This window comes from Gillisia marina (assembly GCF_000258765.1).
In the GTDB taxonomy this organism is placed as follows: Bacteria; Bacteroidota; Bacteroidia; order Flavobacteriales; family Flavobacteriaceae; genus Gillisia; species Gillisia marina.
Genome location: NZ_AJLT01000008.1, coordinates 12607 through 36460, shown reverse-complemented (window position 1 = coordinate 36460; position 23854 = coordinate 12607). Strand labels below are relative to the sequence as shown.

General features: G+C 35.6%; 16 protein-coding genes and 2 pseudogenes. 3 read left to right on the top strand and 15 right to left on the bottom strand.

Translation table 11 applies throughout. The features are described from left to right. Window positions 1-51: 51 nt before the first annotated feature. The 4 genes and pseudogenes from ON07_RS02540 to ON07_RS17365 form a co-directional block, all read right to left on the bottom strand. Window positions 52-573: a superoxide dismutase family protein gene (locus ON07_RS02540; protein WP_237708838.1), complete on the bottom strand. Its 522-nt coding sequence runs from the start codon at window positions 571-573 to the stop codon at window positions 52-54. Between the two features lie 182 nt (window positions 574-755). Further along, window positions 756-1973: a bifunctional alpha/beta hydrolase/OsmC family protein gene (locus ON07_RS02535; protein WP_010227941.1), complete on the bottom strand. Its 1218-nt coding sequence runs from the start codon at window positions 1971-1973 to the stop codon at window positions 756-758. A gap of 102 nt (window positions 1974-2075) precedes the next feature. Next, entirely contained in the window at window positions 2076-2582 is a 507-nt protein-coding gene (locus ON07_RS16900) for a diacylglycerol/lipid kinase family protein (protein ID WP_237708837.1), read from the bottom strand. Window positions 2583-2609: 27 nt separating this feature from the next. Further along, window positions 2610-2870, bottom strand: a pseudogene (locus ON07_RS17365) (diacylglycerol/lipid kinase family protein); the annotation flags it as partial. Between the two features lie 168 nt (window positions 2871-3038). On the opposite strand from ON07_RS17365, the gene ON07_RS17615 reads away from it, so the two are divergent. The 3 genes from ON07_RS17615 to ON07_RS02520 all read left to right on the top strand — a co-directional run bounded on the left by ON07_RS17615 (window position 3039) and on the right by ON07_RS02520 (window position 6214). Next, window positions 3039-3461, top strand: a complete 423-nt coding sequence (locus tag ON07_RS17615; protein ID WP_316928067.1) for a hypothetical protein — start codon at window positions 3039-3041, stop codon at window positions 3459-3461. A 13-nt stretch (window positions 3462-3474) separates the two neighbouring features. Then, on the top strand, window positions 3475-4008 hold the full coding sequence (locus ON07_RS17610) for an App1 family protein (protein ID WP_316928066.1): 534 nt from the start codon (window positions 3475-3477) through the stop codon (window positions 4006-4008). Window positions 4009-4090: 82 nt separating this feature from the next. Then, on the top strand, window positions 4091-6214 hold the full coding sequence (locus ON07_RS02520) for a Tex family protein (protein WP_010227939.1): 2124 nt from the start codon (window positions 4091-4093) through the stop codon (window positions 6212-6214). Window positions 6215-6274: 60 nt separating this feature from the next. Here the strand turns inward: ON07_RS02520 and ON07_RS02515 are convergent, their stop codons facing one another. From ON07_RS02515 to purL, 11 genes and pseudogenes are all read right to left on the bottom strand, one after another. Next, window positions 6275-8290 (bottom strand): S9 family peptidase, encoded by a 2016-nt coding sequence (locus ON07_RS02515; protein ID WP_010227937.1) that lies wholly within the window; start codon window positions 8288-8290, stop codon window positions 6275-6277. A 38-nt stretch (window positions 8291-8328) separates the two neighbouring features. Next, window positions 8329-9687, bottom strand: coding sequence for a M28 family metallopeptidase (locus ON07_RS02510; RefSeq protein WP_010227936.1), 1359 nt, complete (start codon window positions 9685-9687; stop codon window positions 8329-8331). A 139-nt stretch (window positions 9688-9826) separates the two neighbouring features. Next, window positions 9827-10114 carry a YtxH domain-containing protein gene (locus ON07_RS02505; protein WP_010227933.1) on the bottom strand — a complete coding sequence of 96 codons (288 nt, stop codon included), beginning with the start codon at window positions 10112-10114 and terminating at the stop codon, window positions 9827-9829. A 177-nt stretch (window positions 10115-10291) separates the two neighbouring features. Next, a complete protein-coding gene (locus ON07_RS02500; protein WP_010227931.1) occupies window positions 10292-11347 on the bottom strand; it encodes a zinc metalloprotease in 1056 nt (351 codons plus the stop codon). A 204-nt stretch (window positions 11348-11551) separates the two neighbouring features. Beyond that, window positions 11552-13361 (bottom strand): annotated as a pseudogene (locus ON07_RS14265) (acyl-CoA dehydrogenase family protein). A 110-nt stretch (window positions 13362-13471) separates the two neighbouring features. Continuing rightward, on the bottom strand, window positions 13472-14662 hold the full coding sequence (locus ON07_RS02490) for an acetyl-CoA C-acyltransferase (protein ID WP_010227929.1): 1191 nt from the start codon (window positions 14660-14662) through the stop codon (window positions 13472-13474). Window positions 14663-14701: 39 nt separating this feature from the next. Beyond that, entirely contained in the window at window positions 14702-15049 is a 348-nt protein-coding gene (locus tag ON07_RS02485) for a four helix bundle protein (RefSeq protein ID WP_010227927.1), read from the bottom strand. Window positions 15050-15098: 49 nt separating this feature from the next. Then, window positions 15099-17504, bottom strand: coding sequence for a 3-hydroxyacyl-CoA dehydrogenase/enoyl-CoA hydratase family protein (locus ON07_RS02480; RefSeq protein ID WP_010227925.1), 2406 nt, complete (start codon window positions 17502-17504; stop codon window positions 15099-15101). A gap of 59 nt (window positions 17505-17563) precedes the next feature. Then, on the bottom strand, window positions 17564-18016 hold the full coding sequence (locus tag ON07_RS02475) for a MarR family winged helix-turn-helix transcriptional regulator (protein WP_010227924.1): 453 nt from the start codon (window positions 18014-18016) through the stop codon (window positions 17564-17566). 168 nt (window positions 18017-18184) lie between these two features. Then, window positions 18185-19960: an AMP-dependent synthetase/ligase gene (locus tag ON07_RS02470; protein WP_010227922.1), complete on the bottom strand. Its 1776-nt coding sequence runs from the start codon at window positions 19958-19960 to the stop codon at window positions 18185-18187. A 120-nt stretch (window positions 19961-20080) separates the two neighbouring features. Then, window positions 20081-23746, bottom strand: coding sequence for a phosphoribosylformylglycinamidine synthase (gene purL / locus ON07_RS02465; protein WP_010227920.1), 3666 nt, complete (start codon window positions 23744-23746; stop codon window positions 20081-20083). Window positions 23747-23854: the final 108 nt, after the last annotated feature.

The window sequence follows — 23854 nt, the reverse complement described above, 5'->3', positions numbered from 1 at the left end:
TAGAAAAAGCAACCCTAAGGTTGCTTTTATTAAAATATCCTCAAAAAAGTATTACATCTTAATAGTACCACATCCAACTCTAGTTCCTGCAGCCCCAGATGGTTGAGAGGTGAAATCGTCTACGCCGTCATGAACTATAACTGCTTTTCCGATAATATTCTTAGTGTCATCATCACAGTCAATACACCATTTATCTGTAGTCATTGTAATAGTACCATTTCCGTTGCCATCTACTTTGAAATTTCCTATGTCTCCTCTGTGATATCCTGATGCATTACCCCATTTTCCATGTTGTTCGAAAGTTGGGTTCCAGTGTCCTCCTGCAGAAGACCCATCCTTTGCAGAACAATCTGCACTTTCGTGGATATGTATTGCATGCATTCCTTCAGCTAATCCATCTATAATGGCCGTCATAGTTACTTCCCCATTTTCCTGAGTGAAAACAACATTCCCGGATAGTTTACTATCACTTTTTGGTTCCAAAGTAATCTTTACTTTTTTAACTTCAACTTCTTTCTCCGGAGTCATTTCAGTGTCAGAAGATTTATTTTCGTCTTTTTCTTTTTTTGTCATTTTTACATCCAATAATCAAAAGGGATGCACAGAATAAAAGTGTTAAACTAATACGTTTCATAATTTATATAGATTGGTTTTACATTGAACTCATCTAAAGTACTTGTATAATAAGGAACCTCCAAAGATTTAAGGATTGCTTAACAAAGATATGTAATTAGTAAAGCAGGGTCTTTCGTTGCTTATTTAGCATCTACTAATTTTGTAATTATTTGGGTTTCTGAATGTAGTGTTTTATGAACTGGACATTTATTAGCAATCTCTAATAATCTTTTGCGTTGCTTCTCATCTAAATCTCCTTTAATTATAAGCTCTCTATTAAATGTGTCGATTTTTGTACCCTCCTCTTCACACTTTTCACAATCTAAAGAGTATTCTTTTCCATAGTTAACTTGCGTATCTACAGAATCTACAACCCAACCTTTACGCTTTGCATACATTTGGATAGTCATAGAGGTACATGCGGCTAAGCCGGCCGAAACAAATTCGTAAGGATTAGGACCAAAATCATTTCCTCCAAAATGCTCGGGTTCATCGGCTATTAGATTGTGCCTACCTGCTTTTATCTGCGTAGTAAAACCCTCCGGACCTAAATGTGCAACGACATCTAAATTTGTTTTCAATTCCTTTTGCTCCGGAATATCAAGATATCTATAAGCCCAGCTCCCTATAATATCGCCGGCATAGTTAGAATCCTTTTTGTTAGACAATAAATGATCTGCACCGTCTAAAGAAATGAAACTTTTAGGATGTTTTGCAGCTACATAAATCTCTTCAGCATTTTTAACACCCACAATAGTATCTTGTGGGGAATGCAAAATCAATAAAGATTTATTTAATTCTGGAATTATTTCTTGAAGATTTTTATTTTCTAAATCCTCCAAAAACTGCTTTTTTATGTTGAAATTTCGTCCTCCTATATTCACTGCAGAAGCGCCTTTTTCCTGAATTGCATCCAGATTGTCTTTTAGTAAGTGTTTTACATGACCTATATGAGAAGGAGCACCGATGGTTGCAACCGCAGTAACCGATTGCAGTAATTTTGAAGCAAATAATACAGCGGCACCACCAAGGGAATGACCTACAAGTAAGGAAGGCGCTTTGTAATTTTCTTCTAAATAAGCAGCCGCGGAAATCAGATCTTCCACATTTCCTGAAAAATTGGAATCTGCAAATTCTCCTTCACTTTCACCTAAACCTGTGAAATCGAAGCGTAAAACTCCGAAACCCTTTGCTGTTAAAGCTTTACTTATATTTTTTACCGCTAAAAAGTTCTTATTGCATGTAAAACAATGAGCGAACAATACAAAGTTATGCGGAGTTCTATTCTCAGGTAATTCTATACTTCCTTTTAAATCGAAGCCCTCTTTATTCTTGAATGTAATTTTTAATGTGCTCATTGTGTTCTTTGAGTTTAATGTGTTTTCAAAATAAGTCTATTTCTTCAATTATTACTAACGCTTAAATCCAAAGAACTCGAAATGTGCAAATAAATGTATTCCTTAGTTATAAGCCGGAACAAAATCCTTCGGTACTGCAATTCTCAGTCTCTTATCGGCTACTTTTACCTCTACCTTTTTTCTTTTTCCTATAAACTCTCCATCAATCTGAAAAGCGATAGGTTTTTCACAAGTAATTATAGCTTCCTCTATAGAAATGGCCTCTACAAAATTGGAATCCATTTCAGCATTTTTAAATAAGGTCTTTATAATATGAAACAGACTTATTCTTTTAAAGATAAGCACTTCAAATTTTCCATCATTTAATTTTCCGTCAGGATTTACATTTGCACCGGTGCCGAATTTATTTGCATTTGCGATAGCCAAAAGCACTCCTTTTTTTACATATCTATGTTCCTTGGCTTCAATTGTAAATTTGTAAGGATAATTAGATTTAAATAATGTAGGAAACGATTGCAGGAAATACCCAAACATCCCCCTAAAATTCGAATGTTCGTAGTGTCTTATAAGCTCTGCATTTATCCCAAGATCCGATATGTGTAAACACATTTCTCCATTTAACTCTAAGGTATCAACGGCGAATGTTGTAGCCCCAGTGGCAACTTCAATTTGGTCTTTAAGATTGTCCGGAATATCAAGGTTAATTGCAAAACCATTGGCCGAACCTGCTGGTAAAATACCAAGAGTAAGATCGAAATCTTTAAGAACTTTTGCGACAAGTTGGATCGTGCCATCGCCGCCAGCTACTAAGATACGCTCTGGATGATGTGTTTTAATTAAATTTTGAATCGTATTTTCATCTTTTTCTCCCTGAGTTTCATAAACCTGAAGTTTTATATTTTTTTTTAGCTAGTTCTGTTTCAACGGTTTCGATAAGATTTCTTTTATCAAAAGTTCAGATATTGGATTAACAACTAGTAAAATTTGATTATTTGATTCCATGTACAGTATATTGTTGCTAAAATTAGCTATTTTGGAAGGAATCTCTCGTTAATAAAATCTCAATTGACAAAAATCGATCTAAAATTATATCGTGGATATTTAAACGATCAAGAACTGGTTGTTTTTGGCCACATTTTTAAATCCTGGGCTCCAGATAAATACAGAATAGATAGGCGCGGAATTAAACATGCGGTGTCTATCATGCACATGTTCAACATAAAACCTGTTGCTAATATTCTGGTGACATTAGAATTTAAAGGTTTGCAAGTGCATACTAAAACCTTGGAAGATGGATATTTTAGATTCAATATTCCTTTTAATCAAGAACTAAAAAGTGGTTGGCATGAATATCAGGTTTCCTGTCAATTTAATAAGTTCGGTATCGTGGATACAGGAGAGGTTTTGAAGCCTTTTGAGAGTAAATATGGAATCATTTCTGATATTGATGATACCTTTCTTATTTCTTATAGCGGTAGTTTTTTTTAAGAAGCTTTATGTGATGTTGCTTAAAAATATAAATAAAAGGAAAATTTTTGAAGATGTAGCCCCACATTATAGAGCCCTAAGTTCTTATGGACAGGAAAATGAACTTGCTTTTAATTCCTTCTTTTATGTATCTAGTAGCGAATGGAATTTATACGATTTTATAAATGAATTTGCTAAAAAACATGAGCTGCCGAAAGCGGTTATAAAATTGAAGAAAATTAAAACTGGGATTTCAGATTTCTTAATGACAGGTCGCGGCGGGCACGATCATAAATTCGAAAAAATAAAAGATATCATCTCGTTCTATCCAAACTTAAAATATGTACTTATTGGGGACGATTCCCAGAAAGACCCATATATCTACGAGCGCATTTGTAAAATATTCCCTTTAAATGTGAAGGCGGTTTATATTAGAAAGACGAAAAAGGTAAAAGAGGAAACTGTTACCACGATTTTAGCTAACATCAAAGAAATGGGAGTAAGTACTTGCTACTTCATACATAGTGAAAAAGCAATTGAGCATTCCAAAAAAATAAATATCATCTAAATCTCGGGAAATATTTCAAATCAATTCTACGAAAGAAAATAGAATCCCGGTATCTTTGTTTTCACCACTTAAAATACAACACTTGGAGTTATTACCATATATAAAGGCTAAAATAGCAGTTCCTGAAAGATCAATTTTGAATACACTTTCTCTATTAAAAGAAGATGCTACCATCCCTTTTATAGCCAGATATCGAAAAGAGGCTACTGGAAATTTAGATGAAGTGGAGATCGAAAAGATTTCAGATTTATTGAAATCTTACGATGATTTAGAAAAGCGGAAAAAATCTATTATTAAGTCTATTGAAGATCAGGAAGCACTAACCGATTCTTTATTGGCCAAGATTCAGAAATCAGATTCCATGGTGGAGTTGGAAGATCTTTATCTGCCCTATAAAAAGAAACGAAGAACAAAAGCGGAAGCAGCAAGGGAAGCCGGTTTGGAGCCATTAGCTAAAATTATGATGTCTCAGAATGGCGATAATTTAGAGCAAGTAGCAAAACGATTTTTATCAAAAGAGATAAAAGCTACTGCTGATGCATTAGAAAGATCTCAACATATAATTGCCGAGTGGATTAGTGAGAATACAATTGTACGACAAAAGCTTAGGAGATTATTTCAGAATAGTGCAGAGATTGCTTCCAAATTAGTTAAATCTGAAAAAGATGCTCCATCTGCCCAAAAATATAAGCAGTATTTCGACTGGAGCGAACCATTAAAAAGAATTCCATCCCATAGATTGCTAGCCATTCTTAGAGCCGAAAGTGAAGGGATATTAAAAGTAAAATTGGAGATTGATATGAAGGAAGCTTTAAGATTGATAAATAATGTGCTTCATGTTAAAAACACTTCAGCATCCATGTATATAATCGATGCTATAGAAGATTCTTATAAACGACTTTTAAAGCCTTCTTTCTCTAATGAAGTTTTATCTGAAGCAAAAAATAAAGCAGATGAAGATGCTATTCAAGTCTTTGCTGAAAATCTCGAGCAACTTTTATTAGCTCCACCTTTAGGAAATAAAAGGATCTTAGCCTTAGATCCCGGATTTAAATCTGGTTGTAAATTGGTGTGTTTAGATGAAAACGGCATGTTGCTTCATAATGAAACCATTTATCCGCATCCTCCTCAAAAAGAAATGACCCTTGCCATAAAGAAGATAAGATCGCTGGTGAATGCTTATAATATTGAAGCGATCTCTATAGGAAATGGAACCGCATCCAGAGAAACTGAGCAGTTTATTAAGAAAGTCCCATTTAATAAAGAGGTGGAAGTATATGTGGTGAATGAAGCCGGAGCTTCAATTTATTCGGCATCCAAAATCGCTAGAGATGAATTTCCTAATTATGACATTACCGTACGAGGTGCAGTTTCTATTGGAAGACGCTTAATAGATCCTTTGGCAGAATTAGTAAAAATTGATGCAAAATCTATTGGAGTAGGGCAGTACCAACACGATGTGGATCAAACTAAGTTAAAGAATAAGTTGGATCTAGTGGTAATGAATTGTGTAAACCGAATTGGAATCAACGTGAATTCTGCCAGTAAAGAATTACTTTCTTATGTTTCCGGAATTGGACCCGTATTAGCCGAAAATATTATTTCCTATAGATCTGAAAATGGAAGTATTAAAAGCAGAAAAGAACTCCTAAAAGTTCCAAGATTGGGAGCAAAGGCTTATGAGCAATCTGCCGGTTTTTTGAGGATTAAAAATTCGAAAAATCCATTGGATGATTCTGCTGTTCACCCGGAACGCTATGAGTTGGTCAATAAAATAGCAAAGGATAGGGGAACGGCGATAAACGAAATAATAGGTAATAGGGCCGTACTTCAAAATGTTCCTTTAGAGAATTATGTTCAAGAAGATCTGGGTCTTCCAACATTAAAGGATATTATTAAGGAGTTGGAAAAACCGGGCTTAGATCCACGAAGTAAAATCAAGGTTTTTCAATTCGACGAAAATATAAGCAGTATTAGTGATCTACGAACAGGAATGAAACTACCCGGGATCGTAAATAACATCACCAATTTTGGATGTTTTGTAGATATAGGAGTTAAAGAAAGTGGACTTATCCATATTTCTAAATTGGCAAACGAATATATAAGCGATGTGAATTCTATTGTGAAATTAGGTCAGCATCTCATGGTTACTGTTTTGGAAGTAGATCTTGACCTTAAACGGATTCAGCTTTCGCTTATAGATTAAAAAATAAAGCTGCGAATAGAATGGATACCTATTCGCAGCTTTTCTAATTGTTTATTTAATTTAGTTATCCTTATACTTTTCAAACCAAGATAAAATAGCTGCCACTTTAGCAATTAGGTTACTAGGTCTATTTGCTATTCCATGACCCGATCCCGGAATTCTAACCATTGCGGTTTCTACTCCTTCTAATTTTAAGGCAGAATAAAATTGCTCAGATTCTGCAATTGGAGTTCTATAATCTTCCTCTCCGGTAAGCAACATCGTTGGAGTTGTAATATTAGCCACATAGTTTAGAGGCGATCTTTTAAAATAACTTTCTGGGTCTTCCCAAGGTTTTTTACCAAACCAATATTTAGCAAAGAATCCGGGATTATCTGCATATAATACAAAACTGGTCCAGTTTATAACCGGTTTAGCAACTACGGCAGCTTTAAATCTATCTGTTTTCCCAACTATCCAAGCTGTTAGAACACCACCTCCGCTACCTCCGGTAACAAATAAATCATCAGTATCTACATAGCCTTTTTCGAGAACAGCATCTACTCCGGACATCAAATCATGGTAATCGTTATTTGGATAATCATGATGTATTAAATTTCCAAATTCTTCTCCATAGCCTGTACTTCCTCGTGGATTAGTGTATAAAACAACATATCCTGCTGCAGCCATTAATTGTACTTCTGCTGAAAAAACATTTCCATAACTAGCAAAAGGACCCCCGTGGATCTCTAGAATTAATGGATATTTTTTATTCGGATTAAAATCTGGCGGAGTTACAATCCAGCCTTGAATATCTCTTTGATCTACAGAAGACTTCCACCAAATTTCTTCTACCTTCCCAAGCTTCTTAAAAGATAATAAATCGCTATTCACATCTGTAAGCACTCTGTCATTTCCTTTATTTCCAACCCCAAGATCAGATAACATAGCATTTTTCCCAGAGGTAAACGCGTAATTTCCATTTTCGGCAACACTATAAGAGGCGGCGTTGTAAGGCCTTCCTAATGAAAGTCCACCCATATTAGTGGTTACTTCTTTCACTTTTCCACCAGTAGAAATATACCCTAGTTTTGTACTTCCTTTGTCGTTATATTGGAAATAAAGACCATCACCATTTTTATCCCAGGAAATATCGCTTATATCTCTGTCAAAATTTTCTGAAATATTTCTACTATCGCTACCATCTGCATTCATGATATATAGTTGGCTCAGTTGATATCCCTGTAACCTATCATCGAAGCCTAAATATGCTATTTTCTTGCCATCTGCAGATAGGCTAGGATTGCTGTCCGGCCCTTGTCTAGTCGTTAAAGTTGTAATTGTCCCATCCTCAATATTCAGCTTATGGATTTCGGAGTTCATTGGATTTAATTCATGATCTTCTCCAAGATTCGCTGAAAAAAATAAACTTTTTCCATCCTTACCCCAGATTGGTGCTCCATGATCAAAGTCGGTAAACGTAAGTTGTCTTGGAGTATGCCCGTCAATTGAAACTACAAATAATTGAGTATTTCCACTTTTTAAATAACCGGCTCCATCTGCCCTGTAATTCATATCTGTAATATACTTAGGAGCCTCATTCCATTTGGCGCCTTCCGGTTTCTTAGGCATTTTTAGTGGTGAAGCATTCTCTTTAATCACGAATTTTGAAAAGGCGATAAACTTACTGTCCGGTGACCAGGAGACAGCTCCCGGTAGATCATTGGAATTAGAAACAGCCAAAGATTGTTTAGAATCTAACCACATTAAGTATAATCGCATTTCGCCATCCATATTCGATTTGAAAAGCAATTTTTTACCATCTGGAGACCATTGTGGAGAATTATCTGAAGTATTTCCAGTGGTTAAAGGTCTGTTTTGTGTACCATCAAAATTTACTATCCAGAGATTGGATAGGTTTTTATCGGTCATAACATCTTTAAAATTTCGAACATACACTATTTGCTTTCCATCTGGAGATATTTGTGGATCGGAAATATACTCCAAGTTGAAAATATCTAATAATTCCAATTTATCAGATTGTTGTGCTAGTAGTGCTTGAGTGGTTAAAAGGAAAAGAAATAGTAGCTTTTTCATATAAATATTATTGAACTGAATTCAATTTGAAAGATAAATTATCTAAAAGTTGAAGAAGGAAAAGAAACTAAACTTTCGTGTCCATTTTTGCCAACTGCAACAACTCCAAATAAGTAATTATCTATCACGATTCCCTCCAGCATAAATTCAGACACATTTCCAACAAATCGTGAGTGTTGCCAAACGGGAGAAGTGGTATCTCTCCAGTAGATTTTATATCCAGCGATATCCCCATCTACTTGTTCCCAACGCAATTTTGTGGAAGGTTCAACAATTCCTCCAATCGCCACATTGCTTGGAGCTGGCGGTGCCCAAGCTAAGCTTGCTAAATTGATGGCATTTACAGCGGTAAGCTTTGCGGCATAATTAAAGTTCACACCTTCAACTACATCGCCATATTCAATGCCATTTTCGGTTCTAATATCTTGATGTTGCCTGTTATAATTCTCATGTGCTTCCATAATTCTAATTCCTGCGTATCCCATGTCATTAAAAGATCTGTGGTGGCCACCACGCCCAAATCTGTCTAATCTATAGATCATCATTGGGTTCATTTCCGGCATATACGTTTGTACGGTACCATGAATATATCTTGCAAGCTGTCGTGAAATCCCATCTACTTCCCCGCCATAGTATCTTCTTGCATTACGTTCTTTTTCTGTTTCTGTTGGTGGCACTGGTTCAGAAAATATTCTAAAACTTCTATTGTCTATAACTCCATCCACTCCTTCAATATTCCCGATCATATCATTATTTAAAATTCCAATGATCTCCCAGTTATTATTTTTTGCATATTGCACTAATCCCTTTCCTCCAAACAAGCCTTGTTCTTCTCCAGAAAGTCCAACATAGATAATGCTGTTTTCAAATTTATATTTAGATAGTACTCTGGCGGCTTCCATAGTTCCGGCCATTCCACTCGCATTATCGTTAGCGCCTGGAGCATCGGTTTCAAAATCCATAGTGTCGCTGGCACGAGAATCTATATCTCCGCTCATGACAATGTATCTATTTGGATATCTTGTTCCTTTTTGAATGGCCACCACATTAACAACCCATGCTTCTTTAGGTACGCGGTTTCCGTCTTCCGGTGTCACCAAATCTTTTTGATAAAATACATCTAAGCAATTATTACAACCTCGAGAGGTTTTATTAAATTCAGATTTTATCCAGCGTCTAGCAGCTCCAATTCCACGAGTTGTAGAAACGGTATCGCTAAATGTATTTCTAGTTCCAAAACCGGCCAATTTTCGAATATCCATTTCTATTCTTTCAGCAGAAACCGAATCAATAATTGAGTATATTTTAGCATCTGTATCTTGAGCGTTCGTTTTATTGAAAGAAAGGAATGTGAAAACGCATAGAAATATGCTTAATGGGGAGAAAATAGCTTTCATTAATTTGTTTATTTTTTATTAGAGTTTTCTAAAGTAAGAAATGTTTTTTAGAATGATTTTAAAGGATAACCAAAATTGTAATAAATAAAAAACCCTCGGAAAGAATCCGAGGGTTAATTTAAAATATTTTGAGTTTAGACTAGCTAGCTCTCATATCATGAATATCTGCTTTAGTATCATGAAATTTTTCTTCCACTTTATTTCCACTAGTTGCAGCTTTAGATCTTTCTTTGATCGCTTCAACTTTTTGGTTTAAACTGTCCGAAAGATCAGAGATCTTTCCTTTAGCTCCTTTTAAATAGCTATCTCCAGTGTCAGTAATCGATTTACGTGTATCTGCTCCTTTTTTTGGTGCAAACAATAAACCTATAGCTGCTCCAATGGCTGCTCCTGATACTAATCCTGTAATTAACTTTCCTGCTTTCATAATTATGATTTTTTAAATATTGGTTTTATAAATTTTGATATGGTAAAAGTACTTCTAATTAGAAGTTTAAAGGATTTTCTTTAGTTAAGTTTGATATAATGTTTTATTGAAATTGCTAATGATTTTAACAAAAAAAGCCACCCAATTGGGTGGCTTTTAAATATTATAAAGTGAGAATTACGGAGCCATCGCAGCTCTTGGTCCACCACTAGCAAATACAGTTCTTAAACGGGATTTCTGACCATTAGAAAACATAGTCATACAAGCATCATTTGTATAATCCATGTAGTTCATTGTCATATCTGTAGAACGACAGTTTACAGTTGGGTAAGAAGGACAACCGTAGTTTGGTCCATCAGAAGATGGAGTATCAGCTACGAAATCATCTTGCTTACATCTTCCATCACCCCAAATGTGACGTAAGTTTAAGTAGTGTCCAACTTCGTGAGTCATAGTTCTACCTTTATCGAAAGGAGCAGATACATATCCTGTTGTACCAAAGTAGTTAGGTCCTACAACAACCCCATCAGTCGCAGCTGGACCTCCTGGAAATTGTGCGTATCCTAAGATTCCACCACCTATATTACAAACCCAGATGTTAAGTGTTGTCTCTGGAGTTACAGGAGGATACTGTGACTTTACAGCATCATTTGTTCCCCATTGAGAAGTAGAATTGCTGTAACGACGTACACCTGCAAGTGTAAATTGAACTTCAGAATCTGCTATTAAACTTGCAAACTCAGAAGGAGTATTAGAAGCATCAGCGTTTTGAGCTCTAAAATCTGCATTTAAAACAGCCATTTGAGAGTCGATTTGTGCCTGAGAAATATTCTCTTGAGAATTACTATAAACAACAGTTACAACTACAGGAATAGTAATAATTCCTAAATTATCTGTTGGAGGAGGAGTAGTTCCACCACCACCAGATCCTGGTTTACCTTTAGCGGTATTGGCTTGTTTTGCGAGAATAGATCTTGTGTTCTTTTCAATATCATACATTTTTCTATAAAGCTTGTCATCTTCTTTTAACAGACGATTCAAGTTTTTCATAGAATAACAATTTTTCCCGTTTTGTGCAGCTTTTCCGTCTTCGTCATTAAAATCGGTGTGCACATAGAAATCACTCATATCTACTTCTTGTAGGGCAAGATCATTCTGGTTTTCTGGTTGGTCTTTTTCACAGGAAGTGAATAGTAGGGCTATTGCAGCCATTCCCATAATCAATTTTTTCATTTAAAAGGTTTTAGTGGTTATAAAAGCACAATATATAATTTTATTAATGTAATCTTAATCTTACGACAAAATTTTTATTAACCTTTTCCACATTTATTAAGTTTTGGGCTGAAATATCAATAATAATAGGATGTTAGGAGAATGTTAAAATTAAAAAACCACCTTAAAAAAGGTGGTTTAAACAAAATTCAATAAATTGTATAATTAATAACAATATGTGTTTTCCTTAGTTAATTTATCTGCGATAATGTTTCTAAGTTTAACAACATTTGGGTGATTATCGTATTTAGTGAACCTTTTGAGGCCCATTAACATCATGCGTTGTTCATCGCCTTCAGCAAAAGATACAATTCCTTCTTTAGCTTTTTGATTGATAATATCGACTGCATGATATAAATAAAGTTTAGACATTGCAATTTGTTCCTTCTGAGTTTCTTCTCCAAAACGCTTCACATTTTTCTCTGTACGTAAAATTGCAGATTCCGCCATGTATATTTCAATTAGGATATCAGATGAAGCTAAAAGCAGTTGCTGGTGTTCTTCTAATTTAGGTCCAAATTTCTGAACTGCACTACCGGCAACCATTAAAAACACCTTCTTCAATCTTTTCAAAAGGTCTTTTTCTTCAGCAAATAGAACTGAAAAATCTGGTTTATCGAAAGATGGAATTCCGGTAAGTTCTTCACCCACTTTGGTTGCAGGTCCTAGTAGATCTACATGGCCTTTCATTGCTTTCTTAACAAGCATTCCAACAGCTAACATTCTGTTTATCTCATTAGTTCCTTCATAGATTCTGGAAATACGTGCATCTCTCCAAGCAGACTCCATTGGGGTATCTGCAGAGAAGCCCATTCCTCCAAATACTTGGATTCCTTCATCACTACAATTCTGAATATCTTCTGAACAAGCTACTTTTAAAATAGAACATTCTATAGCGTATTCTTCCACACCTTTCAATTCTGCTTCTGCATGAGAATTTCCTTCTTCTAATCTTTTATTGATTCTATCTTCAATGTTTTTAGCAGCGCGATAAGAAGCAGATTCTCCTACGTATGCTGAAGTTGCCATTTCTGCCAATTTATATTTAATAGCTCCAAATTCAGCGATAGGAGTATTAAATTGAACTCTATCGTTAGCATATTTCACTGCTTGATCTGTAACTCTTCTTTGCGCATCCAAACAGGCAGCAGCAAGTTTAATTCTTCCAACGTTTAATGCATTCATGGCAATTTTAAATCCATCGCCACGTCCTGCAAGCATATTTTCTACCGGTACTTTTGTTTCGTTAAAGAAAACCTGACGGGTAGAGGAGGAGTTAATTCCTAATTTCTTTTCTTCTTCTCCAAAAGTGATTCCATTAGATTCCTCATTTTCAACAATAAAACCTGTGATATTCTTATCGTCTTCTATTCTAGCGAAAACTATAAAAACCTTTGCAAATCCCGCATTGGAAATCCACATTTTTTGTCCGCTAATGCTGTAGCTTTTTCCATCATCAGAAAGTACAGCTTTTGTTTTACCGGAATTCGCATCACTACCAGCTCCAGGTTCTGTCAAGCAATAAGCTCCAAACCATTCCCCTGTAGCCAATTTAGGCACATATTTTTTCTTTTGCTCTTCTGTTCCATATAAGGTAATTGGCATTGTTCCAATTCCTGTATGGGCACCAAAGGCCGTAGCAATAGATCCGGTTGCTCCACTAATATAATCACATACTAACATGGTAGAAACAAACCCCATTCCCAATCCATCATACTCTTCTGGAACGGAGATACCTAGAAAGCCAAGTTCTCCAGCTTTGCGCATAATCTCTTCTGTAAGCGCATAATTCTTTTTTTTCGAATTCTTCCTTTTTCGGCCAGATCTCGCGATCTACGAATTCTTTAACCGAATCCTTCATCATTTTCTGCTCCTCGGAAAAGTCTTCTGGTGTAAATACATCTTCACTTAATGTTTCTTTTACCAAAAATTGACCTCCACGAAGTAATTCTTTATTTGTTGTTTCTGTGCTCATTGTTGTTTAGTATTAAGAAGTGAGATGTTAGTATTGAGAATCTCACAGTATAGATTATTTTATTTGTTGTTTCGTTTGAGATCTAATTTCTTAAATCTCAATACTTATTTCTAACTCAAGAATTCATAAACTCCTGCGGCTCCTTGTCCAGTTCCTACACACATAGTTACCATTCCGTACTTATTTTTAAGATCACGTTTACGCATCTCATCAAATAATTGAACAGATAATTTAGCACCGGTGCAACCTAGCGGGTGTCCCATAGAAATTGCTCCACCATTTACATTTACTCTTTCAGGATCTAATCCTAAGGTTCTAACAACTGCCAAAGATTGAGAAGCAAAAGCTTCATTAAGCTCTATAAGTTCCAAATCGTTTTGTTGAAGTCCCGCTTGCTTTAAAGCTTTTGGAATTGCAGTAATAGGACCAACTCCCATAATTCTTGGCTCAAGTCCTACTGCTGTATAACTTACCAAGCGTGCAATTGGTTCTAAGTTTAATTCTTTAACCATCTCTTCACTCATAATTAATGCAAATGCTGCACCATCACTCATCTGCGAAGAATTTCCTGCAGTTACGCTTCCGCCATCTGCAAAAACAGGTCTTAACTTAGCTAATACTTCTTTAGAGGTATCTGCTCTAGGTCCTTCATCTTTATTTACAGTGTATGATCTAGTTTGTTTTTTACCATTTTCATCAACATAAGTTTCATCTACAGTAATTGGTACAATTTGATCTTGAAATCTATCTTCAGCTAAAGCTTTTAAAGATTTTTGATGTGAGTTGAAGGCAAATTCATCTTGATCTTCTCTGTTCACTTTGTATTCATTTGCGACTGCCTCTGCAGTAAGTCCCATTCCCCAGTAATAATCTTCATGACCTGCTGCGGCTAATTTATAATCTGGAACTGGTTTGTATCCACCCATTGGTATATAACTCATGCTTTCTGCTCCACCTGCAATAATACAATCTGCCATTCCAGCTTGGATCTTGGCCGATGCCATTGCGATCGTTTCTATTCCAGAAGCACAATATCTATTTACAGTAACTCCGGGAACTTTTACGGTATCTAATCCCATTAAAGAGATCAACCTACCAACATTTAATCCTTGTTCTGCTTCAGGCATAGCATTTCCTACAATAACATCGTCAATTCTTTCTTTATCAAAAGTTGGAAGCTTCTCCATCATATATTGAATGGTTTCCGCTGCCAATTCATCTGGTCTTTTAAATCTGAATAAACCACGAGGTGCTTTTCCTACTGCTGTTCTGTATGCTTTTACTATATATGCTGTTTTCATTTAAATAGATTTTAGATTTTAGTACTTAGTATTGAGAGTTTATAAAGATTTTTGAAATCCGTAATTCATTTTTTGTATCTCAATAATATTTTCAAGTAATGGTTTTATTTTTTCTTCTGAAATTAATTGAAGTTCCATAGAAAGCATCAGTTGAGTTTGTAATTCATAAGACGAACCATTTGCAATAGAAAGAAAGTGAGCGAATTCTTTATTAGAATTTCTTCCAGCACCTTCAGCAATGTTTGAAGGAATTGAAACCGCACATCTCTTTATCTGAGAAATAAGTCCAAATCTTTCATCGCTAGGTAAGTCACCACAAATTTTATACACTGATTTAGTCAAGTCCATTGATTTCTTCCAAATTTTCAAATCTTCAATTTTATACATTCGCTTTAAAATTTCTCACATCTCACATCTCACATCTCATTACTCACTTCTAATTACGAAGTGGCTTCCCTTTTTTGATCATATGCTCTAAACGCTCTAAAGTCTTACGCTCTCCTGTAAGAGAAAGGAAAGCTTCACGTTCTAGATCCAATAAATATTGTTCACTTACATAAGAAGCAGCAGAAAGATCTCCACCAGCCATTACATAGGCCAGCTTATTAGCTATCTTCTTGTCGTGTTCGCTGATATATTTTCCTGCGTACATTTGATCTGTACCTACATAAAAAGTACCTAAAGCTTGTTTACCAAGCACTTTAATATCTGTTCTCTGAATAGGTTGTGTGTATCCGGTTTCAGCCATCAATAATGCATGTTTCTTAGCAATAGCCAACTGTCTGTCTGGATTTACAACAACAGTATCTTTACCTTTCTGAAGGATATTCGTATCGAAAGCTTCGTATGCTGAAGTAGATACTTTCGCCATTGCAATTGTTAAGAAGTGTTCTCTAAGTCTGTTTAACTCTACATCATCTTTGTGGTAGGTTTCTGAAGCTCTTAAGGTCATTTCCTTAGAGCCACCACCACCTGGAATCACACCTACACCAAATTCTACTAATCCAATATAAGTTTCAGCAGCTGCAACTACTTTATCTGCATGAAGGGAAAGTTCACATCCTCCACCCAAAGTCATAGCATGTGGAGCTGCTACGGTTGGAATTGAAGAATATCTCATTCTCATCATTGTATCCTGGAAATATTTGATAGCCATATTAAGCTCGTCATATTCCTGTTCCACAGCCATCATGAAGATCATTCCAATATTTGCACCTACAGAGAAATTTGCTCCGTTATTTGCAACTACTAATCCTTGATACTCTTTTTCAGCAATGTCTAATGCTTTGTTAAGTCCGTCCAAAACATCACCACCTATAGAATTCATTTTACTTCTAAATTCTACATTTAGAATTCCATCGCCAAGATCTTCTACTACAACTCCGGTATTTTTAAATACTTCTTTAGATTCTCTAATATTATCCAGAATAATAAAAGCATCTTGTCCTAGAACTTTTACCTGTTCCTTTTTAGGAATGTTATAATAAAAAGTGTTTCCTTCTTTTACAGTGTAAAAACTCTTATTCCCGGAGGCTAACATTTCTGTTACCCAGGCTGCAGGTTCTTCACCTTCAGCCTTCATCATCTCGATTCCTTTTTCCACTCCTACAGCATCCCAAATTTGGAAAGGTCCATGTTGCCAACCGAAACCGGCTTTCATGGCATCATCTATTTTGTAAAGCTCATCGGTAATTTCAGGAATTCTGTTAGAGATATATGCAAAAAGCGCAGATAGATTCTTTCTATAAAATTCTCCTGCTTTATCTTTTCCACCCACTAATACCTTAAATCTATCTTCAACATTCTCTATAGATTTTGTAAGTTCTAAAGTTGCAAAAGATGCCTTTTTGGAGGATCTATATTCCAGCGTTTTGAGGTCTAGTGACTGAATTTCACTACTTCCATCTTCATTTTTCACTTTCTTATAAAAACCTTGACCGCTTTTACTACCTAACCATTTCTTTTCCATCATAGAGTCGATGAAGTTTGGTAATGCAAAAAGATCATGTTTTTCGTCACTTGGAACTCCTTGATGTAGTCCATTTGCAACGTGAACTAAAGTATCTAATCCAACTACATCTACTGTTCTAAACGTAGCAGATTTAGGCCTTCCTATAACTGGTCCTGTTAATTTATCAACTTCTTCAATGGTCATTCCTAATTCATCTACCATATGAAAAAGGCTCATAATGCTGAAGATCCCAACTCGGTTACCTATAAATGCTGCAGTGTCTTTAGCTACCACAGATTTTTTTCCAAGGAATTTCTCTCCATATTCATTCACAAAGTCTAACACTTCTTCTGAAGTTTCCGGTCCAGGAATAATCTCGAATAATCTTAAGTAACGTACAGGATTAAAGAAATGAGTTCCGCAGAAATGTTTTTGGAAGTCTTCACTTCGTCCTTCACTCATTAATTTAATAGGAATTCCAGAGGTATTAGAAGATATTAAAGTTCCTTTTTTACGATGATTGTCCAATTGTTCAAAGACTTTCTTTTTAATGTCCAGTCTTTCTACTACAACTTCGATAATCCAATCTACTTCAGAAACTTTAGCAATATCGTCTTCCAGATTACCGGTTTTAATTCTACTAGCGAAAGATTGGCTATATATAGGTGAAGGTTTAGATTTTAAGGAGGCTTGTAAAGAATCGTTTACCAACCTATTTCTAACCACTTTATCTTGAAGCGTTAAACCTTTACTTTTTTCTTTATCTGTAAGTTCGCGAGGAACTATGTCTAATAATAGTACTTCAACTCCAATATTTGCAAAATGACAGGCAATTCCGCTTCCCATGATTCCGGAACCGACGATCGCAACTTTATTTATTCTTCTTTTCATATGTAAATTTTAAATAGAAATTATTCAGGCAATCCCTGAAAAAAAATCTTATGATATATTTATTTTAACCTTATTTCCTGATTATAAATTTTCTTATTCGAAATTAAATCTGTTATAGAATTTGCTACTCTAATAAAAGTCTTTAGATCTTCATCACTTATGTTTTCTTTAACCGCTTCATCAAACTTTAGAACCACTCCTTTGGAGAAATCTCTCATTTCTTTGCCAAAATCTGTGAGGTATAATAATACGCTACGTCCATCCGCTGGATTTTTTTTACGAATTATTAGTCCTTTTTCTTCCATAGATTTTAATATGCGGGATAAGCTTGTAGCTTCCATACCCATTTTTGGGCCGAGCGAGGTAGAAGGGGTTCCTTTTTCGGGATCGATACTTAGAAGTGCAAAACCTGTAGCCATAGTGCTTCCTGCTTTACCTGCTTCTTCATTATACATCTTTGAGACAGCCATCCAGGTTGCTCGTAATACATAATCGATAGTTTTTTCCTTCATTGTTGCTTTTAGAATAAATCCAAAGTTATGAAAATTTATTATGCGCGCATAATAAATTGAGAAAATATTTCAATTATCTAATAAACAATATAAATTTACTCTATATACATAAAAAAACTCTCCAAAAGAGGAGAGTTTAACAATAACTTAATGATATGTGTGCTAATTCTATCTTCCGTAGATAGAATTGTAAAGATCTTTATATCTTTCCTTAATATTTCTTCTTTTCAATTTCATAGTAGGGGTAAGCTGATCATTCTCAATACTCCAAACTTCCGGTGTAAGCTCGAACTTCTTGATTTTTTCCCAACCCCCGAACTTTTCGTTATAGAAATCTACTTCTTCCTGAATTCGTTTAATGACTTCAGGATTTTTAACGATCTCTTCGTTGGTTTTTCCAATATCCAATTTTTTTCGCGCTGCCCAATCTTCTACAAACTCAAAATTAGGTTGAATAAAAGCGGCAGGCATTTTTTCTCCTTCTCCAATAACCATGATCTGCTCGATAAAACGAGATTGCTTCATAGTATTTTCGATTAATTGTGGTGCTACATATTTCCCACCAGAGGTTTTAAACATTTCTTTTTTCCTATCGGTGATTTTTAAGAAACCATCAGCATCTATTTCCCCGATATCTCCGGTATGGAACCAGCCATCAGCATCTATTGCTTCATCTGTTTTTTCTTTGTCTTTATAGTAACCCATCATCAAGTTAGGACCCTTTGTAAGGATTTCACCATCTTCAGCAATCTTTACCTCTACATTGCTTATAACCCTTCCAACAGTGCCAACTTTAAATCCACCGTTACGTTCATCGTTTACTGAAATTACCGGTGATGTTTCAGTTAATCCATAACCTTCCATAATTGGAATCTCTGCAGCTGCAAAAACGCGAGTTAATCTAGGCTGTAAAGCTGCACTACCGGAAACTATAAGTTCTATATTTCCTCCTAAACCTTCTTTCCACTTAGAAAAGATGAGTTTTCTAGCTAGGCTAAGTTGCATTTCGTACCACCATCCATTAGCGCCATAAGGTTCGTATTGTAATCCTAATTCTACCGCCCAATAAAATAATTTATGCTTGATCCCACTTAAAGCGGTCCCTTTAGCAATAATTTTGTCGTACACCTTCTCTATTACTCGTGGCACAGCAGAGATTACGTGTGGATGAACTTCTTTTAAATTATCACCTATTTTCTCTATGGATTCTGCAAAATAGATGGAAACACTATAATATTGGTATAAATAAGAGATCATTCTCTCAAAAATATGACAGATAGGTAAAAAACTTACTGCCACATATTTTCCGGTTTCAAAAGGAACTCTTTCTGCGCTATTTAATACATCACTCACAATGTTTCTATGAGATAGCATTACTCCTTTAGGTCTTCCTGTAGTACCAGAAGTATAAATTAAAGTTGCAAGATCGTCTTCTTTTACAGCATCTTTAAGTGCTTCTACTTGATCCTGGCTTTTTTCATCTTTACCTAGTTCAACAATTTCTGTCCAATTTTTGCAACCTTCAATGTCATCGAAGCTATAAACCTCTTTTAGTTGGGTATTATGCTTAATGGCATTAACCTTCTCAAGCACTTCTTTATCTGAAACAAAACAATAGGTGGCTTCACTGTGATTTAAAACATACTCATAATCTTCCTGAGATATTGTAGGATAAATTGGTACATTTTGGGCTCCCAATTGTAAGATCCCAATATCCATAACATTCCACTCTGTTCTATTGCTAGAGGAGATAAGCGCTATTTTATCGTTAGGTTTTACTCCTAAGTGCAGTAAACCTCTACTTACAGCATTTGCTTTATCTATATATTGTTGAGTGCTTAAAGGTTCCCATTTACCATTAAATTTGGTTACTAAGGCTTTTTCTAAAGGATGATTTTCTAATTGAAAGTAGGGAAAATCAAAAAGGCGTTTAATTTCGATCATGTGAGTGGATAAGATATTCCTTGCAAAATAGCAAAATTGCTTACTATATCAAATGAATCCCACAAAAAAAGAAGGGAATTTTTATGTTCCCTTCTTAAATATTGATAATTAATATAATTTCTATTTCTTTTCTAACCATTTACGTGCATTCACAAATCCTTCTAACCAAGGAGTTACCTCGTCTTTTCTGTCTTTGGGGTAATATGCCCAATTCCAAGAAAAAGTAGAACGCTCTAAATGCGGCATCATCACTAAATGTCTTCCTGAAGTATCGGTTAGCATTGCTGTATTAAAATGTGAACCATTCGGGTTTGCAGGATATTCTTCATATCCATATTTTCCAACAATGTTATATTTACTCTCCTCGTATGGGAAACTAAATTTACCTTCCCCGTGGGCACTCCAGATTCCTAATTTACTTCCTGCCAAGCTAGATAGCATTATAGAGTTGTTTTCTTGAATTTCTACTGAAGTAAAATTACATTCGAATTTGTGCGATCTATTATGAAGCATTTTTGGTTTCTGATCATGATCTGGATTTATTAGTCCTAATTCTATGAACAACTGACAACCATTACATACTCCTAAAGAAAGGGTATCCTCTCTTTTGAAGAAATTATCTAAAGCAGCTTTTGCTTTTTCGTTATACAAAAATGCTCCGGCCCAACCTTTAGCACTTCCTAATACATCTGAATTTGAAAAACCTCCAACAGCAGCGATAAATTGAATTTCTTCAAGATTTTCCCTTCCAGAAATAAGATCTGTCATGTGTACATCTTTAACATCGAATCCTGCAAGATGCATGGCACGAGCCATTTCTCGCTCACTGTTTGAACCTTTTTCGCGGATGATCGCGGCTTTTATTCTTGGTTTTCCTTCAGCAAGAACAGGGAGTTTTCCAGTAAAATTCTCCGGAAACCTAAACTCTAAAGGTTGATTTTTATAGTTGTTGTAACGTCGCGTTGCATGATCTATCCCGCTTTGCTTCTTGTCTAGCATAAATGAAGTGGAATACCAAACATCTCTATAGGTAGGAATGTCAAAATCAAAAGAATCGTCACCATTAATTACTGAAACTACATTTCCTTCAGAAGGAGCTCCAATTTTATGGAATTCAATTTTATTTTCATTCAAAATTGTTTCAACTGAAGCATCCTTTGCTTGAAAAACAATTCCGCAGTTCTCATTAAATAAAAGTTTTACTGAATCACTTTCATTAAGACTTGAAAGATCCAGTTTAGCACCTTGATTAACTTCAGCAAAACACATTTCCAATAAAGTGGTAATTAAACCACCTGAAGCCACATCGTGTCCTGCTATAATAAGATCTTTAGAAATAAGATCTTGAATAACATTGAAGGTCTTAGCAAAGTTTGCTGAGTCTAAAATTGTTGGAACTTCCGTTCCTATTTTATTATGAGTTTGTGCAAATGAACTTCCTCCTAATTTAAAGGAATCTTGTGATAAATTGATGTAATAGATAGCTCCTTCCGGCTGTAAAACTGGTTCTACAACTTTGGTAATATCCTTACAGTGTCCAGCTGCAGAAATAATAACGGTTCCCGGAGAAATCACTTCAGTCCCATCACCATTATATTTTTGCTTCATAGATAAGGAATCCTTACCTGTAGGCACATTAATACCCAATTCTATAGCAAAATCTGATACTCCTTGAACTGCTTCGTACAATCTTGCATCTTCACCTTCATTATTACAAGGCCACATCCAGTTTGCAGAAAGAGAAACAGATTTTAAACCTTGCTCGAGCGGAGCCCATATTATATTAGTTAGAGATTCTGCAATAGAATTTCTAGAACCTGCTACAGGATCTACCAAGGCAGAAATAGGAGAGTGCCCAAGCGAGGTTGCAACTCCTTCTTTTCCTTTATAATCCAATGCCATTACCCCACAATTATTAAGCGGTAATTGCAATGCTCCGGCGGTTTGCTGTTTAGCAACTCTACCGGTAACACATCTATCTACTTTGTTTGTTAGCCAATCTTTACAAGCTACAGCTTCTAACTGAAGCACTTGCTCTAAATAATTATATATATTATCTGAAGAATATTTTAAATCTTCATAGTTTCTTATCACAGTAGAATCGGTCATGATCGTTTTTGGAGAACTTCCAAACATATCTTCCATTTTTAGATCCATCGGTTTTTCTCCCGTGGTCTTACTTTTAAAAATGAAATTATGATCTTCGGTAACTTCTCCTACATCGTACATAGGTGTTCTTTCCCTTTCAGAAATTCGGTTAAGAATACCCAAATCTTTTTCAGGAATAATCAAGCCCATTCGTTCCTGAGATTCATTCCCTATAATTTCTTTAGCAGAAAGTGTTGGATCTCCAACAGGAAGTTTATCCAAATCGATATTTCCCCCGGTTTCTTCAACCAATTCACTTAAACAGTTTAAATGTCCACCCGCACCATGATCATGAATGGAAACTATAGGGTTGGTTTCGCTTTCCACCATTCCTCTCACAGCATTTGCAGCTCTTTTTTGCATCTCTGGATTGGCACGTTGCACTGCATTTAATTCTATTCCGCTGCTAAATTCTCCGGTATCTGCTGAAGAAACTGCGGCACCACCCATTCCAATTCGGTAATTATCTCCACCAAGTACAACTATTTTATCACCTTTCTTAGGCACATCTTTTATGGCTTGATCTGCTTTTCCGTATCCAATTCCACCGGCAAGCATAATTACTTTATCATATCCTAAAAAACGATTGTGTTCGGAATGTTCAAAAGTTAAAACAGATCCTGTAATTAAGGGTTGTCCGAACTTATTCCCAAAATCTGAAGCTCCATTAGAAGCTTTTATAAGAATATCCATCGGGTTTTGATACAACCATTTACGTGCTGAAGTTGCTTTTTCCCATTCTTTTGTATCGGCTAAACGAGAGTAAGAAGTCATATAAACCGCAGTTCCGGCCAAAGGAAGTGATCCTTTTCCACCGGCTAGTCTGTCTCTTATTTCTCCACCACTTCCTGTAGCAGCACCATTAAAAGGCTCTACCGTTGTAGGGAAATTATGGGTTTCAGCTTTTATAGAGATCACAGAATTGAAATCTGTATTCTGATAAAAATCTGGCTTATCCGGAGTTTTAGGTGCGAATTGCTCTACTCGAGGCCCTTTTACAAAGGCCACATTATCTTTATATGCTGAAACGATATCATTAGGATTCACTTCTGATGTCTTTCTAATCATTTTGAAAAGAGAAGATGGCTTTTCTTTTCCATCGATCACAAAAGTTCCATTGAAGATCTTATGACGGCAGTGCTCTGAATTTACCTGAGAGAATCCAAACACTTCAGAATCTGTTAAAGGTCTTTCTAACTTTTTTGAAAGTTCCTGTAAATAATTTACTTCTTCATCATTCAAAGCTAAACCTTCCTGCTTATTAAAAGCTTGGATGTCATCGATGTTTAAAACCGGTTTTGGTTCGGTATTGACGGTGAAAATCTCCTGATCTAAACCTTCAAATTTCTGAGAAAGCATAGGGTCGAAATCATGAAAATGAGAGTCTACTTTTAAAAACTCTTCAATTCTAATTATTCCGGGAATCCCCATTGTTTGGGTAATTTCTACGGCATTGGTACTCCATGGAGAAACCATGGCGGCACGGGGACCAACAAAAAAATCTGCCAGTGCAGATTTGTTAAGTAGTTGAGCGTCGCCAAAAAGCCAGTCTAATTTTGAAATGTTTTGAGCAGATAGGTCAGCGTGCGTTTGCACAGCATAAACCTTTGAGGTTTGCGTTCCGAAGAATAGGATCATTCTAAGTTTTTTTGTGTGTTGATGTGAGCACAAAAATAACTTTTTTAGACAGAATATTCAGCCTAAATTTAATTTAATACGAACACATTATCGACAGGCTTTTGTGGG

Coding starts and splice junctions, on each gene's coding strand:
- ON07_RS02540 (WP_237708838.1), bottom strand. CDS start 573: ATGACAAAAAAAGAAAAAGACGAAAATAAATCTTCTGACACTGAAATG.
- ON07_RS02535 (WP_010227941.1), bottom strand. CDS start 1,973: ATGAGCACATTAAAAATTACATTCAAGAATAAAGAGGGCTTCGATTTA.
- ON07_RS16900 (WP_237708837.1), bottom strand. CDS start 2,582: ATGTGTTTACACATATCGGATCTTGGGATAAATGCAGAGCTTATAAGA.
- ON07_RS17610 (WP_316928066.1), top strand. CDS start 3,475: ATGTTGCTTAAAAATATAAATAAAAGGAAAATTTTTGAAGATGTAGCC.
- ON07_RS02515 (WP_010227937.1), bottom strand. CDS start 8,290: ATGAAAAAGCTACTATTTCTTTTCCTTTTAACCACTCAAGCACTACTA.
- ON07_RS02510 (WP_010227936.1), bottom strand. CDS start 9,687: ATGAAAGCTATTTTCTCCCCATTAAGCATATTTCTATGCGTTTTCACA.
- ON07_RS02505 (WP_010227933.1), bottom strand. CDS start 10,114: ATGAAAGCAGGAAAGTTAATTACAGGATTAGTATCAGGAGCAGCCATT.
- ON07_RS02500 (WP_010227931.1), bottom strand. CDS start 11,347: ATGAAAAAATTGATTATGGGAATGGCTGCAATAGCCCTACTATTCACT.
- ON07_RS02490 (WP_010227929.1), bottom strand. CDS start 14,662: ATGAAAACAGCATATATAGTAAAAGCATACAGAACAGCAGTAGGAAAA.
- ON07_RS02485 (WP_010227927.1), bottom strand. CDS start 15,049: ATGTATAAAATTGAAGATTTGAAAATTTGGAAGAAATCAATGGACTTG.
- ON07_RS02480 (WP_010227925.1), bottom strand. CDS start 17,504: ATGAAAAGAAGAATAAATAAAGTTGCGATCGTCGGTTCCGGAATCATG.
- ON07_RS02475 (WP_010227924.1), bottom strand. CDS start 18,016: ATGAAGGAAAAAACTATCGATTATGTATTACGAGCAACCTGGATGGCT.
- ON07_RS02470 (WP_010227922.1), bottom strand. CDS start 19,960: ATGATCGAAATTAAACGCCTTTTTGATTTTCCCTACTTTCAATTAGAA.
- purL (WP_010227920.1), bottom strand. CDS start 23,746: ATGATCCTATTCTTCGGAACGCAAACCTCAAAGGTTTATGCTGTGCAA.